Origin of the sequence: Ralstonia sp. 22111, assembly GCF_052045895.1 — a bacterium.
GTDB lineage: Bacteria > Pseudomonadota > Gammaproteobacteria > Burkholderiales > Burkholderiaceae > Ralstonia > Ralstonia wenshanensis.
In genome coordinates this window covers 1-14,228 of the sequence record NZ_JBQEPR010000003.1, presented here as the reverse complement: position 1 = coordinate 14,228, position 14,228 = coordinate 1, and the positions used below count along the sequence as shown (strand labels likewise).

Annotated in this window: 14 protein-coding genes and 1 pseudogene; 12 read left to right on the top strand and 3 right to left on the bottom strand. The window is 63.3% G+C overall.

The window, feature by feature from the left end; translation table 11 throughout:
* Positions 1 to 178: 178 nt before the first annotated feature.
* On the bottom strand, positions 179 to 1,102 hold the full coding sequence (locus ACTJK4_RS09155) for a recombination-associated protein RdgC (protein WP_322018488.1): 924 nt from the start codon (positions 1,100 to 1,102) through the stop codon (positions 179 to 181).
* A gap of 175 nt (positions 1,103 to 1,277) precedes the next feature.
* On the opposite strand from ACTJK4_RS09155, the gene ACTJK4_RS09150 reads away from it, so the two are divergent.
* Genes ACTJK4_RS09150 through ACTJK4_RS09140 form a run of 3 tightly spaced genes read left to right on the top strand, consistent with a single transcriptional unit; the run spans position 1,278 to position 2,975 of the window.
* The gene (locus ACTJK4_RS09150) at positions 1,278 to 1,940 is read left to right on the top strand and encodes a dihydrofolate reductase family protein (RefSeq protein ID WP_260801449.1); all 663 of its coding nucleotides are present in this window, start codon (positions 1,278 to 1,280) and stop codon (positions 1,938 to 1,940) included.
* A gap of 22 nt (positions 1,941 to 1,962) precedes the next feature.
* Complete coding sequence (locus tag ACTJK4_RS09145) at positions 1,963 to 2,388, top strand: lipocalin-like domain-containing protein (RefSeq protein ID WP_433867842.1); 426 nt, start codon at positions 1,963 to 1,965, stop codon at positions 2,386 to 2,388.
* Between the two features lie 17 nt (positions 2,389 to 2,405).
* The gene (locus ACTJK4_RS09140) at positions 2,406 to 2,975 is read left to right on the top strand and encodes a YdeI/OmpD-associated family protein (RefSeq protein ID WP_433867841.1); all 570 of its coding nucleotides are present in this window, start codon (positions 2,406 to 2,408) and stop codon (positions 2,973 to 2,975) included.
* A 97-nt stretch (positions 2,976 to 3,072) separates the two neighbouring features.
* Here the strand turns inward: ACTJK4_RS09140 and ACTJK4_RS09135 are convergent, their stop codons facing one another.
* On the bottom strand, positions 3,073 to 4,116 hold the full coding sequence (locus ACTJK4_RS09135; RefSeq protein WP_440817636.1) for a hypothetical protein: 1,044 nt from the start codon (positions 4,114 to 4,116) through the stop codon (positions 3,073 to 3,075).
* 743 nt (positions 4,117 to 4,859) lie between these two features.
* Here ACTJK4_RS09135 and ACTJK4_RS09130 point away from each other — a divergent pair.
* From ACTJK4_RS09130 to ACTJK4_RS09100, 7 genes and pseudogenes are all read left to right on the top strand, one after another.
* Positions 4,860 to 6,434: pseudogene (locus ACTJK4_RS09130) on the top strand (methyl-accepting chemotaxis protein); the annotation flags it as partial.
* A gap of 121 nt (positions 6,435 to 6,555) precedes the next feature.
* Positions 6,556 to 6,879: a hypothetical protein gene (locus ACTJK4_RS09125; protein WP_232039891.1), complete on the top strand. Its 324-nt coding sequence runs from the start codon at positions 6,556 to 6,558 to the stop codon at positions 6,877 to 6,879.
* Between the two features lie 99 nt (positions 6,880 to 6,978).
* Positions 6,979 to 7,869 (top strand): LysR substrate-binding domain-containing protein, encoded by an 891-nt coding sequence (locus tag ACTJK4_RS09120; protein ID WP_343619143.1) that lies wholly within the window; start codon positions 6,979 to 6,981, stop codon positions 7,867 to 7,869.
* A gap of 149 nt (positions 7,870 to 8,018) precedes the next feature.
* Positions 8,019 to 8,768 carry an SDR family NAD(P)-dependent oxidoreductase gene (locus ACTJK4_RS09115; RefSeq protein ID WP_343619142.1) on the top strand — a complete coding sequence of 250 codons (750 nt, stop codon included), beginning with the start codon at positions 8,019 to 8,021 and terminating at the stop codon, positions 8,766 to 8,768.
* A gap of 99 nt (positions 8,769 to 8,867) precedes the next feature.
* A complete protein-coding gene (locus ACTJK4_RS09110; RefSeq protein WP_414561803.1) occupies positions 8,868 to 10,193 on the top strand; it encodes an MFS transporter in 1,326 nt (441 codons plus the stop codon).
* Positions 10,194 to 10,248: 55 nt separating this feature from the next.
* Positions 10,249 to 11,100: a transketolase gene (locus ACTJK4_RS09105; RefSeq protein WP_343619140.1), complete on the top strand. Its 852-nt coding sequence runs from the start codon at positions 10,249 to 10,251 to the stop codon at positions 11,098 to 11,100.
* Complete coding sequence (locus tag ACTJK4_RS09100; protein WP_414561801.1) at positions 11,097 to 12,098, top strand: transketolase family protein; 1,002 nt, start codon at positions 11,097 to 11,099, stop codon at positions 12,096 to 12,098. The genes ACTJK4_RS09105 and ACTJK4_RS09100 overlap by 4 nt, the downstream gene beginning before the upstream one ends.
* Before the next feature lie 186 nt (positions 12,099 to 12,284).
* Here ACTJK4_RS09100 and ACTJK4_RS09095 read toward each other — a convergent pair whose 3' ends face one another.
* Entirely contained in the window at positions 12,285 to 12,683 is a 399-nt protein-coding gene (locus tag ACTJK4_RS09095) for a hypothetical protein (RefSeq protein WP_440817631.1), read from the bottom strand.
* A 168-nt stretch (positions 12,684 to 12,851) separates the two neighbouring features.
* Here ACTJK4_RS09095 and ACTJK4_RS09090 point away from each other — a divergent pair, with 168 nt between their 5' ends.
* Positions 12,852 to 13,178, top strand: coding sequence for a hypothetical protein (locus tag ACTJK4_RS09090; RefSeq protein ID WP_440817628.1), 327 nt, complete (start codon positions 12,852 to 12,854; stop codon positions 13,176 to 13,178).
* Positions 13,179 to 13,932: 754 nt separating this feature from the next.
* Positions 13,933 to 14,214 carry a hypothetical protein gene (locus tag ACTJK4_RS09085; RefSeq protein ID WP_316869418.1) on the top strand — a complete coding sequence of 94 codons (282 nt, stop codon included), beginning with the start codon at positions 13,933 to 13,935 and terminating at the stop codon, positions 14,212 to 14,214.
* Positions 14,215 to 14,228: the final 14 nt, after the last annotated feature.

Sequence of the window (14,228 nt, the reverse complement as noted above, 5' to 3'; positions counted from 1 at the left end):
TGGGAAAGCCGCTGCGGATGGGCCGGCCTGCCCCCTCTCTACGGGGGTGATGCGCTGTCATGCACAGGGATAAGTACCCGAAATGGGCCGAATCCCTGGGCAAACGCTTTTGACTGTGGCCTGCCTGACTCCGCGCGCTGTGAAGCGCCCCTCGCTTCAGGCGCGTTCAAGGTACCGCTCAGGCCGCCTTGGCCTGTTGCGCGGCATCGAGCTGATCGCCCCCCAGACTGTCGACCAGGTCGCTCAGCATCCGCGCCAACTCGCCCGTCATGAGCGCGACATCGGAGTCAAAGCGTTCGTCGTCGTTCTGTGCGGTGGGGTCTTCGGCTTCCTTGATCACGTCGAGCGGCGTTACGCGCTTGATCAGGAGTGACGGCGTGAGCACGAAGGAGACGCGGTCGTCCCAAGTCATGGCGAGGCGCATGCACTGTTTGCCGGCTTCGATGTGACGACGCATGTCTTCGGCTTCGAGCGCGTGGCCAACGTATCGGACGGTGGCGCCGCCCTCACCCGTCGAGCGCAACTCGGCGTCCTGGTCGACGGTGAAGCCGCCGGGCGCCTCGCCAGACAGCAGCCACTCCGTCATGGCAGCCACCGGCGAATGTGCCACGTGCACATTGGTGAGCGGCAACTGGTCGATCGACTTCACGAGCAGGCCGCGCACGTCGTCGGCCACCGCCTGCGAAGCCGCATCGATCACCAGCCAGCCGTTTGCCGTATCGATCCACACCCGCGTATCGCGCCGAATGCTGAATGCGCGCGGCAGCAGTTCGTCGGTCACCTGTTCCTTGAGTTCGCGCAGTTGCTTTCGACCGGGCTTGAAGCCCTGCTGCTCCTCCAGCTCGAGCGCCCGAGCCTTGGTCACCTGGTTGATGACGGACGCCGGCAGCAGCTTCTTTTCTGCGCGAAAGGTCAGCAGCATCTGCCCGTTGTTTGAATACACGAGCGCGCCATCCTCGCGTGGCGACGCCCAGCCGGAGGTCTGTTTCTCTACACTGTTGCCCGGTTGAAACGCGTGGGGTGCCAGCCACTTTTCAAGCTGTTCAGGGGTAACGGCCCAAGGCGCCGGCAGGCGATGAAGCTGAAGGTTTTTGAACCACATGGGAGTACGGGCAAAGTCCGCGATTCTAAAGGATGGCGCGCCCCCTCCCCCCATTGGCTGATGCCCGACCCGGCGTAGGCGACGCGCTCGGCTGGCGCCGGTACTAATATGCAGGTCCTGACGCCCGCATCCGTTGATGACCGATCGGGCGTCCGATTGGCGCTGGAGACAAACGATGACACGCGTTCGCGTTGCGGGCTTCACCATCTCGATTGACGGATACGGCGCAGGTCCGGATCAGGACATCGACCATCCGCTCGGCATTGGCGGGATGGACCTACACCAGTGGCTTGTCACAACGCGCACGTTCCAGCGGAACCTGTTCGGCAAGGACGGCGGCACCACTGGCGTTGACGATGACTTTGCCGCCCGTAGTTTCCGGAACGTCGGGGCGTGGATTCTCGGGCGCAACATGTTCGGCCCCATTCGCGGGGATTGGCCCGACGACCACTGGAAAGGCTGGTGGGGCGACAACCCGCCATATCACGTTCCCGTTTTCGTGTTGACCCACTACGCGCGTGCGCCCATCGAGATGGAGGGCGGCACGACGTTCCACTTCGTCACAGGCGGCTTTCGAGAAGCGCTCGACCGTGCGCGCGAGGCCGCCGGCGGGAAGGATGTACGAATCGGCGGTGGCGCGAGCACCATTCGGCAGTACCTGCGTGAGGGCCTCATCGATGAACTGCACATTGCAATCTCGCCAATCCTGCTTGGCCGTGGGGAACCCCTGTTCGAAGGCATCGACTTGCGAGCGCTGGGCTACACGTGCGTTGAATCCGTAGCGTCGGAAAAGGCGACGCACGTTGTCTTGCAGCGCTCATCGCATACGCGCATTTAAACGAACGAGGACAGGACGAACGATGACTGAGCACGATACAAAGCTGCACGGCAGCTGGCGGCTGGTGTCTTTCGAGACCGAGCTTCAGGAGACAAAGGAGCGCACGCAACCCTGGGGCGCCGACCCCCAGGGTTCACTGATCTTCGGCGCTGACGGACGCATGATGGTGCTCCTCACGGCGAAGGTGCGCGAGCCGGGAAACACAGACGAGAAGCTGGCGGCGCTGTTCCGCACGATCGTGGCTTACACCGGGCGGTATCGGGTCGAGGGCGATCGGTTCATCACGAAGGTCGACGCGTGCTGGAATGAAGCCTGGAACGGCACGGAGCAGGAACGGTTCTATACGCTGGATGGAGACAGGTTGGAGGTACACACGGCCTGGATGCCGAATCCGCTGGTGTCTGAAAATGCAATGGGCAGAGGTGTGCTCGGTTTCAGGCGCGAATAACGTCGCCGACCAACACGATGGCGAATCCAACACTTTCCTTCATCAACCAGGAAGCCTGGGAAGCCTGGCTGGAAACCCACGGCGAGGCTGCGGCCGGCGTCTGGCTCCGCATCGCAAAGCGGTCGGCCGAGCAATCCACCGTGTCTTATGCAGAGGCCGTTGAGAGCGCCCTCTGCTACGGATGGATCGACGGGCAAAAGCAGGCGGAAGACGAGCACCACTGGCTGCAGCGGTTCACGCCCAGAACCGCCAAAAGCATCTGGTCAAAGATCAACACCGCCAAGGCTGAAGCGTTGATCAGCGCCGGAAGGATGCGCCCGCCAGGGCTTCGTGCAGTCGATCTGGCCAAGCAAGACGGGCGTTGGGAGGCAGCCTACTCGTCTGCAAGTACATCAACCGTGCCCGATGACCTGCAGCAGGCCCTGGACGCCAACCCGAAAGCCAAGCAGTTCTTTGCCACCCTGAATGGCCAGAATCGGTACGCGATTCTGTTCAGAATCCAGAACGTGAAGAAGGTGGAGACGCGCGCAAAGAAGATCGCTCAATTCATTGACATGCTGAACAAGGGCGAGACGCTTCATCCGTAGCAGTGTCGGACTGATACAGCCGTGGGCCGGTGCATTCCCTGCCCAAGCTGAGCATGTTGGGCGCGCTCTTCTCTGAGCCGGGCCCGCCGCATACGCATCACAGCCCATGCCGCGCCCGGTATGCAGCTTCCGCGCCCGCATGGTCCGGGGTTTCGTTGAAGTAATTCGCGCGCTCATCTTCCTCTTGGTGGATCGACTGCAACTCGCTGGCGGTCAACTGGCGAGGTGCCGGGCGCGCCGCACGCCTGAGCCCAACGGCGGCAGGCGCCGGCTGGCGGGCCTCATGGTCTGCGTAGGCCTGCTGATAGTTCGGCATTTCATTGTGATAGCGGGCACGCTCGTCTTCAGCGTGCGCAATCTGGGCGCGCTGCACATGGTCGAGCGTGGGCGGGGCGGTGCGTTGGACGCGCGGTGGTGCGGACTGTGCGCGGCGTTCCGGCGCTGGATTGTGGCGCGCGAGATAGCTGGCGTAGTTCGCACGGGCGCCGCTGTAGTCCGCATGCGCGTAGCCGTGATAAGCGGCCTCGTCCTCCGCTTCCCGCTCAAAGTCGGCCAGCGTCAGCGTCGGGGCGGTGTTCTGACGTGCGGGCGTGGCAGGTGCGCTTGCCGGGCGGCCAGCCTGCGGCCCCCGCGCGGGCATGCCTTGCGCATGCGTGGCCGGACGCCGCCGCTGGCTTGCAAACGCCTCCAGGTCCTTGAAGCTCAGCTTGGTCGGTGTGGCAGGCGGGCGCTGCGGCGCTGCGGCAGGCACCCGTGGCGTGGATACGCGCGGTGCCGGCGAAGCACTTCCCCTCGGGGGGGCCGCGTGCACGGTCGCCGGTTTGAGCGAGGCAACGAAGTGATCCAGGTTCAGATTGCGCGTATGGCTGTCCTTGATGCTGAGGATGACCTGCATCTGCTGCAGCAGCTTGACGGATTGCGCGGGCGGCAAACCGGCAACGTGTCGATCCAGCGTTTCCATGGCCTCGATCGGTTTGCGCCACGCCTGCTTGCCATGCTCGGTCGGCAGATGCTCAATCTGGCTCAACACCCGCGCACGATGATGCTGGACCGACGTATTGCCGCCAGACACGCCATGACCTGGCGTACGCACCGATCTGGGTGGCCCCGCAACTTCGCGCCGCACGGGGGCGTTGGCCATGGGGGGTTGCTGGACGGATGGCCGCACCTGCACAGCCGGTCGGGCAACCTGTGGTTTGGCCGGTGGCTCCGCGGGCCGATTGATATGCAACATCCTCTGCAGCGCGCGCCCCGCACGACGCGGGCTCGCGGCTAGCGACGCCAAGACCCCCTGCCTAGACCGAACCTGTTTGCCATTGGGCTGCTGCTGCGGCGCTACGTTTTCCTTGTTCGCCAAGGTACTGTGATGTGGCAGCGCGGTGGATGCCGAGCCAATGCGATGGTTGCCCATGGACTTCATTCCCAAGATTCGGAAGGAGAAAGACGACGATCCGGTGCCCTGCGCAACCGCCTAGCGTCAACGACCATGTTAGAGCGGCACCCGCCGCGTGCTGCCGCCGCCACGAAACGCCAGTGCATCCAGCGAAGTTGCTGGGCCATGCAGGAAGCGGAACCGCTCTTCCCTCCTCAAGCGGCCACGCATCGCCCCCTCCAAAAAGACTAATCACCGCTTGGCTCTGCGCAACTACCTGCCCAGGCAACGTGCGCCACCGCGGCATTTCGTCTTCGTGCTGGACTGAGATCGCAACGGTCCATGACGCTCGCGTTGGCTGCGCCAATTCTCAACATTGCTCACATAGAGAGGATTACCCCCACTGGGTCGCTACAGCATCAAGTTTCCCTGCCGTTGCAAGTTTCGAGCAGCGCCATCGGGGCCTGCCATCAACAAACGGCGCGGTTAAAAGGCCGAACGGGGAAATCACAATGAGCATCAATAATTTGACGGTGCGCGCCAAGCTCACCGTGGCGTTTGGCTTTTTGGCGGGGCTGGTGTTGCTGGTTTCCGCGCTGGCAGTGCAGGCGCTGAGCGAGTCGAACGCGCGTTTTTCCAAGTACGTGAACGGCGTGAACGCCCGGGCCGTGCTGTCCGAACGTGTGCGCACGGCAGTGGACCGCCGCGCCATTGCGGCACGTAACCTCGTACTCGTCACGAAGCAGTCGGACATCGATCTGGAAAAGGCCGCCGTTACGCAGGCGCATGAAGACGTGCAGAGCCGCCTGGGCAAACTCAAAGAGTTGACCGCGCAAGCCGGAGACACCGATGACCGTGCACGGGCCCTGGTTGCTGACATCGACAGCATTGAGGTCAAGTACGGCCCCGTGGCGCTTGCCATCGTCAACGCGGCGCTGACTGGCAAGCATGAAGAATCCATCACGATGATGAACGAGCAGTGCCGCCCGCTGCTGGCCGCCCTCATCAAGGCAACCAATGCCTACAGCGAACACGCCCGCGAGCGCGCACACGAGATGGAGCAGCAGTCTGCCGAGCGCTACGCCTTCCAGCGCACGCTGCTCATCGGCATCTGCCTTGCCACCGTGCTGGGCGCCTTGGCTGCCGGCATTCTCATCACCCGTGGCCTGACCCGCGCCCTGGGTGCCGAGCCCGATGCCCTGAGCGACATCACGCGCCGCGTAGCCGCCGGAGACCTGGGCCCCGTGCCAGGCGGCACAACCGCACCGCGCGGCAGCATCCTCGCTTCCATGTCGGAGATGCAGGCCAGCCTTGTGAAGCTGATCGACCAGGTTCGGCAAGCCGCGCACGGCATTGCCAGCGATGTGGGCCAGATTGCCAGCGGCAATCAAGACCTCTCGTCGCGCACTGAACAGCAGGCTTCGTCTTTGCAGGAGACCGCCTCCAGCATGGAAGAGCTGACCTCCACCGTGAAGCAGAACGCCGACAACGCCCAGCAAGCCAGCGTGCTCGCATCGGACGCCTCGGAGATTGCCCAACGCGGCAGCGCCGTGGTCGGCAACGTGGTCGACACCATGAGCGACATCCGCAGCAGCTCGACCAAGGTGGTCGACATCATTGGCCTGATTGAAGGCATTGCGTTCCAGACCAACATCCTCGCGCTCAACGCGGCAGTGGAAGCGGCCCGCGCTGGCGAGCAAGGCCGCGGCTTTGCCGTGGTGGCCAGTGAAGTGCGCAGCCTCGCGCAGCGTTCGTCCAGCGCCGCCAAGGAGATCAAGGAACTCATCAGCACCTCGGTGCAGAAGATCCAGGACGGCTCCACGCTGGTGGAAACCGCCGGCAAGACCATGACCGAGGTCACCCAGGCCGTGGCCCGCGTGACCGACATCATGGGCGAGATTGCTGCCGCCTCCGTCGAACAGAGCCGTGGCATCGAACAGATCAACCTGGCGATCACGCAGATGGACGAAGTGACCCAGCAGAACGCCGCGCTGGTCGAACAGGCAGCGGCAGCATCCACATCCTTGGAAGGCCAGGGGCAGCAACTGAGCCATGCGGTGGCGTTCTTCCGGTTGCACGGAGCGTCTTAAGTGGCTGCATGGGCCTGAGGCAGCCATGCTGTGGCAGAAGAAGCGCGGGGGCGCTAGGATCCATGCCCACCGTCCGCTTCTTCTCTGCTTCGCTGCCTCGCCGGTGAAGCGTTCGCCAATGCCACGTCACCATCACCACGTCTACGTCGTCGAGCTGTCGCGGCAAGTGCTGAGCGAAGCGCGCTTCGTGAAAGCCAATCCGGATTACCTCGGCGACAAGCCATGCGTCTATGTCGGCATGACAGGACAGTCGCCCGACGTGCGCTTTGACAAGCACAAGGCGGGGCTGAAATCGAACCGGTTTGTGCGCGAGTACGGCTTGCGTCTGATGCCCGAGCTGTACGAATGCTTCAACCCGATGCCTTACGAGGCGGCGCGGGAGATGGAAGTCGAGCTGGCGATCGGATTGCGCGAGGAAGGGTATGCCGTGTGGCAGGCGTGAACCGGTGATGGATGCGGCAGCAGTACGCGTGGGAGAGTTCGGGCGATAAGATTGCTTCCGTGCTTCATCAGCCGCCGATCAACCTCTGCCACGCAAAAGATGCGTATTCCTCCAATGAAGGCGATCATCGCGTTCGAGTCCGTCGCGCGGACCAAGAGCGTGAATCGTGCCTCCGAAGAGTTGGGGCTGACGGCCTCTGCCGTCAGCCATCAGATCAGCAACCTGGAAGCGGCGATCGGGCAGCCGCTCTTTTTCCGGCAAGGCCGCGGTCTGGTCCTGACGCCCGTTGGTGAGCAATACCTGCGCGACGTGACAGGGGCGCTGGCCGAGCTCAACCGCGCCACCGAACGTGCCTCCAGCCGTACCGACGTCGAGATCCTTCGCGTGCACTCCAGCCCCAGCTTTGGCCTGATGTGGCTGTTGCCCCGGCTCGCCGCATTCCAGGAGGATCACAGCGACATTCGGTTGAACGTGTCGTGTTCGTACGAAGACGTGTCGTTCACCAGCGGCTTCTACGACCTCGACATCCGCTACGGCCACGCGCATTGGCGCGACGTGCAGATCAGGACCTTGCGCACCGAGCACATCGCTCCCCTGGCTTCACCGGCATACCTTGAGCGGCACCCCGTGCAGTCGCCGCAAGACTTACTCGCGCATCGGCTCATTCGGTCAGAGACGCCGATCGTGCAGTGGCAGCAGTGGTTTGCACGCGTTGGCGTCGAGCACATGCACGTGTCGTTCGACTTCGCCTTCGACCGTTCGTACATGTCGCTCGAGACTGCGGCGCTCGGCCTGGGCGTCGCACTGGAGAGCACGTTGCTCGCATCTGTCCTGATCGACCACGGCCGGCTCGTGCCGGTATTTGGCAAGGACCACGCGCTGGAGGTGGCGGGCCACCATATCGTGTTCCCGCCCCAGAATGCCGAACTGCCGCGCGTGGCGCGCTTTCTCGCCTGGGTCGACCGGCAGCTCAAAGCCGCGCCCGCCTAACGTGCAGGGGCGGCATGGTGCGCCGCACCAGTGGCGTGCCCAGCGTCATCTGAAAATTTCTCAGCCATAGTTGAATCCAACTGCGTTGATCGAATCGTCTGCTGGAACAACACTGCAGCCAACAAGATTCCAACAGCCAGGAGACAACGATGTTGCTTGAGAACAGGGTCGTGATCGTGACCGGTGCCGCCTCGCCGCGCGGTATTGGGCGAGCCACCGCAAAGGCACTTGCCGCACAAGGCGCACATGTGGTCGTACTCGACCTGCGGCGTGAAGATGCCGAACAGGCGGCGCGCGAACTCGGTGAAGGCCATCTGGGCCTGGCCTGTAATGTGACCGATCGGGCTGCGTGCGATGCGGCTGTGCAGGCCACGCTGACCAAATACGACCGCATTGATGGGCTCATCAACAACGCAGGCATCACCCAGCCTCTGCGCACGCTCGACATCCAGGCGGGCAATTTCGATGCGGTGTTAGACGTCAACCTGCGCGGCACGCTGTACATGTCGCAGGCCGTCCTGCCGCATATGAAAGCGCACAAGCGCGGCAGCATTGTCTGCATGTCGTCGGTGTCTGCGCAACGCGGCGGCGGCATCTTCGGCGGCCCCCACTACAGCGCTGCCAAGGCAGGCGTGCTTGGCCTTGCCAAGGCCATGGCCCGCGAATTCGGCGGCGACAATGTCCGCGTCAACTCCATCACGCCAGGACTCATCCAGACCGACATCACCGGCGACAAGCTCACGCCCGACATGCGCGCCGAGATCATCAAGGGCATCCCCCTTGGCCGGCTCGGCGATGCGGCCGACGTTGCCAACGCGTGCCTGTTCCTGGTGAGCGATCTGTCTGCCTACCTGACCGGCATCACGCTCGACGTGAACGGCGGCATGCTGATTCACTGAACGATCCAACCTACATCGCCACGGCGCGTACACCGGCCGTGGACTTCTTCGAGACACACACGCACCCGGGCCCACCCGGGGCACATGGTAGGAGACACCATGGCCACGAAGTTTGCATCGCCCTTGCCGGGCGACGAGTCGGCGCGCGCGGATGCGGCCACGTTCGAGTCCCGCACCTACGCCAAGGTTGCGCGTCGGCTCATTCCCTTCCTGATGATCTGTTACCTGGGCGCCTATCTGGACCGCGTCAACGTGGGCTTCGCCAAGCTGCAGATGCTCAACGACCTGCGTTTCAGCGAGACGGTGTACGGCCTTGGTGCCGGCATCTTCTTTCTCGGCTACTTCCTGTTTGAAGTGCCGAGCAATGTGATCCTGCACAAGGTCGGCGCGCGCAACTGGCTCGCACGCATCATGTTGACGTGGGCACTCATCTCAGCAGCTTTTGCCTTCGTCAACACACCGACGTCGTTCTACGTGCTGCGCTTTCTGCTCGGGGTGGCCGAAGCCGGCTTCGCGCCAGGCGTCATCCTGTACATGACGTACTGGTTTCCGTCGCAGCGCCGGGCCAAGGCATTGTCGATGTTCTTCATGGCGATTCCGCTTGCGGGCATCGTCGGGGGGCCACTCTCGGGCTACATCCTGCACACCTTTCACGATGTGGCGGGGCTGGCTGGGTGGAAGTGGCTGTTCCTGATCGAAGCTTTGCCGTCGCTGCTGCTGGGCGTCGCCATCCTGTTCTATCTCGACAATGGCATCGCACAGGCCAAGTGGCTGACCGACGCAGAGAAGGCCCTGCTTGAGCGCAACGTCGCGGGAGACAACGCGCAGAAGACGGCGCATGGCTCCGTGGGTGCATTCATCGCAGACCGCCGCCTGTGGCTGCTGGCCGCCATCTACTTCTGCGTGGTGCTTGGGCAATACGGGCTCACGTTCTGGCTGCCGACCCTGATCCGCAAGGCTGGCGTGGCGGACCCGCTGTGGGTGGGCGTGTTCACCGCCGTGCCGTATATCTGCGCCATCGTCGCGCTGCCGCTGATTGGCATGAGCGCGGACCGCCGCCGCGAGCGCCGTCTGCACCTTGCCGTGCCGATGCTGGTGGCCGCCGGCGGATTCGCCGCACTGCCGCTGATTGGCAACGTGGGCGCTGCGCTGGTGTGCCTGAGCATTGCTGCCGCCGGAATCCTGTCTTCTTCATCGCAATTCTGGTCGTTGCCCACCGCCATGCTGGGCGGTATGTCGGCCGCTGCGGGCATCGCTGCGGTCAACTGCTTCGCCAACCTTGCCGGGTTCTTCTCGCCGGCCATCGTCGGGTGGCTCAACGACCTGACGGGCAAATCAACGGCTGGCCTGATCTTCATCTCCTCAGCCATCGTGCTTGGCGCCGTGCTGGTGTTCTTCGTGCCCGCAAAGACCGTCAACCGTTGAGGCGCTGACTGTCTCTGCCCCCCCCCGTGCTTCCAGCTTCATCACAGGAACCATCATGACTTCCACATCATTGCCCCCAACCGACGCCCTGCCCCTGGCCGAGCGCGCTTACCGGATCCGCCGCAACGCCCTGCTGATGGGCGAAGTGCAGGGCCAGGGCTATATCGGGCAAGCGCTCGACATTGCCGACGTGCTGGCCGTCACCTACTTCGGCGCCATGCGCTATCGACCCGAAGACCCCGACTGGGAAGGCCGCGACCGCTTCCTGCTCTCCAACGGCCACTATGCGATCGCGCTCTACGCCGCCTTGCTCGAAGCCGGCATCCTGCCCGCCGAAGAGCTGGAGACATACGGCAGTGACGACAGCCGCCTGCCGATGTCTGGCATGGCCAGCTATACGCCCGGCATGGAGATGTCCGGCGGCTCGCTCGGTCAGGGGCTCACGATTGCTGTCGGCCGCTGCCTCGGGCTCAAACGCAAGGGCTCCGACGCGTTCGTCTACACGCTGTTCTCAGACGGCGAGCTGGATGAAGGTGCCGTGTGGGAGGGTCTGCTGTCCGCCGCGCACTGGAAGCTGGACAACCTCATCGCCGTGGTGGACGTGAACAACCAGCAGGCCGACGGCCCGTCGACGCAGATCATGGCGTTCGAGCCGTTGCTGCCGAAGCTTGAAGCGTTCGGCTGGTTCACCCAGCGCGTGGATGGCAACGACATCGACGCGGTGAAGGCCGCGTTTGACGCAGCGCGCGCACACAAGGGTGCGCAGCCGCGCATGGTCATCTGCGATACCCGCATGGGTTGCGGTGTTCCGTTCCTGGAGCAGCGCGAAAAGAATCACTTCATCCGCGTTGACGCGCACGAATGGCAGCTCGCGCTGCAAGCACTGGAAGCCGGGAGGACCGCATGAGCAACACCGTCATCAACAAGCCCAAGCTGAAGACCTCCGCAATGATTGCCTCCATTGCGGGTGAGGGTCAGGCGACACGCCCGGCGCCGTTCGGCCACGCGCTTGCCGAGCTGGCGCGCATGAAGCCGAACGTCGTCGGCATGACGGCAGACCTTGGCAAGTACACCGATCTGCACATCTTCGCCAAGGAATTCCCCGACCGCTACTACCAGATGGGCATGGCCGAGCAACTGCTCATGGGCGCTGCTGCCGGCCTGGCCAACGAAGGTACGCAACCGTTCGTGACCACCTATGCCGTCTTCGCCACCCGTCGTGCCTACGACTTCATGCACCAGACGATTGCCGAAGACAACCTCGATGTGAAGATCGTCTGCGCGCTGCCCGGCCTGACCACCGGCTATGGGCCGAGCCACCAAGCCGCCGAAGACCTGGCACTGATGCGCGCCATGCCCAACATGACCGTCATCGACCCATGCGACGCGCTGGAGATCGAGCAGATGGTGCCAGCCATTTCGGCGCACGAAGGGCCTGTCTATGCGCGCCTGCTGCGCGGCAACGTGCCCGTGGTGCTCGACGAATACGGCTATCAGTTCGAACTGGGCAAGGCCAAGCTGCTGCGCGACGGCGCCGAAGTGCTCGTCATCTCGTCGGGCATCATGACCATGCGCGCGCTGGAAGTGGCCAAGGCGCTGGAGGGCGACGGCATTGGCGTGGGCGTGCTGCACGTGCCGACGATCAAGCCGCTCGATACCGAGACGATCCTGCGCGAGGCACGACGCTCGGGCCGGCTCGTGGTGGTGGCCGAGAACCACACCGTGATCGGCGGCTTGGGCGAGGCGGTCGCCGGCACCCTGATGCGCGCCGGCGTGAGCGTGCCGTTCCGCCAGGTAGGACTGCCGGACGCGTTTCTGGATGCAGGGGCTCTCCCGACGCTGCACGACCGCTACGGCATTTCCACCAATGTCATGGCATCCACGATTCGGAGCTGGTTGGACTGACAGAGTGAGCCTCCGCCCGCGGTGGCGGAGGCAGAGATTTCGCCGCCCAAGGCAGTTAGCGCTGGGCTTGATTGGCTGCCCGTTCAATGAAATCGGCCACCGCTGACGGGTGTGAAACCCGCGACATATGGCTGGATTTGAGCGACATCGTGCGCGCGCCAAGCACGCCTAGCCGGCACGTAGGCGCTAGTTGATCAGATCCTTTGCCGCCTTGCTGCCCTCTTCCATCAGCTTGGCCTGCGCGTTGGCGCGGTTCAGCACGTTCTGCATCTCCGCGCTGCGGATCATGGTGTCGGCCTGCATCTGCATGATGCGCTCCATGCGCGAGTCGGCATCCCCCTGTGTGCGGGGAAGTTCCGAGCGGCGGTGCTTGGCTTGAGGTTTCGCAGCGGCACCATCACCGCCGGATGCATGTGCGCGCTTGTTGCCGCGCGCGGACAACGCCCCTAGTTGCCCTTGCGATGTACGCGCGGTGCGCTGCGGCCCCTGCGGTTGCGGCGGCTTTACCGGCGACGAGCCCGGCGCGTCGTTGCTACTGATGTGTGTCTGGACGCTCGGTCCGCTGATCTTCGATGGAATCGGCATGGCGGGCAGCTATGGTCAATAACGCTTGCATGCTAGGCGGCCGATTGCAGCGTCCAGCACGATCATGCGAAAGTGCGATCGCATATGCGAAGCCTGCACATACGTCATGGCATATCTCACCATCGCTCGCAACCACTCACACAATCCACTACGCGCTCGGAGGCGTTGATGCAGGTGCTGGACCACGAACCGCAGAGCTGGTTTTTATTTGAAGCGGATGGCGAGCTGTATCTCGATGCCAATTGCAACCATGGCGCTTTTGGCTACAGCTTCATGATTCGGCTGACCACGGCGGAAGTTCAACGGTATCGCGATGCGGGTCGGGATTACCTGAGCTGGCTCGCTCAGGACATACATAACGGCGCGCCGATTTTGTCTGCCAGTTTGTCGCCCTATAAAACCCGGAAAGCGACCAAGGAAGAAGAAGCCGAAGCGAGCACTGCGTTGGCGGCATGGCAGGCGGAGCGGATTCGGAGCCTCAAGCTCGACATTTGAGGCTTAATCCCCCGCTCGCCGCCCTCCAAGCCCCACCCGTGGGGCTTTTTGCCCCGCCGCTGCTGCTTTTTGCAGCAACAGATCGGACCTTTGACCTCGACGCACCACGCTCCGAACCCCACGCATGGGGTTCTGAACTCGACGCGTGACTCTTTTTGCCTCGCCTTTGCTGCTTTTTTCAGCAACACATGCTGCTTTTTTGAGCACGGTCGAGGTTCTGAACTCGGCCATTGGTGTTCTGGACTCGACGGTTGAGGCTCGGAACCCGGCGTGTCAGGCTTTTTGCTCGGCATTTGAGGTTCGGAACTCGGCGATTCGAGTTCGGAACCCGACGCACGGCGTTCTGGACTCCACGAATGCGCTCTGATTTGGCCGCCGAGACAAACCGCAACTTGCCGCCGCTGCTCGCCACCCCTAAACTCTGTCCCGCTCGCGCAAACCAAGCGCAGCCGGGACTGCAATCCCGAATCAAGACAAATCCGCGAGTGCCGTTAGGCCCTTGCGTGCCGTCGTTCGCCTATATGGGCGGGCCCGGCAGGGAGGGCTTCGGCCCTGCCGATTTTTTGGTTTGTTTTGATCGGTATTGCAGACCTTGTCGTGTGCCCGCCCACCCTCACCGGTGGGTGGCTCCTCACTCAACCAGAGGCAAGACAATGGATCAACCGACCCAAGCCGTACCCATCCCACGCGGGCATCGCCCTGCAAATTGCTGTTCCACCTGCATCGCGCAACGTCCTCCGTCCGGAGGTGCCCGATGAGCCTTGAGACCAACATCCTGTATGCACAAGGCGCCCTGAGCGCGCGGGATTATCTGCGGCGCACGCAGATGCACATGAAGATGCACCGCCAGTTCGAGCCGCATACGCTGCGCTTTGAGCTTCAGTTCCACGTCAAGGACAAGGCCCTCGATTACCAGGCCGGGTTCATGGACGCGATTGGGGCCTACATGCTGACCACGCTCGATGGTGTGACAGTTGACCTGTACCGGTGGGAAGTGCTGCAAGTGCTGGACCGCGTGAACCGCAAGAAGAAATAACTAAAACAGCAGTA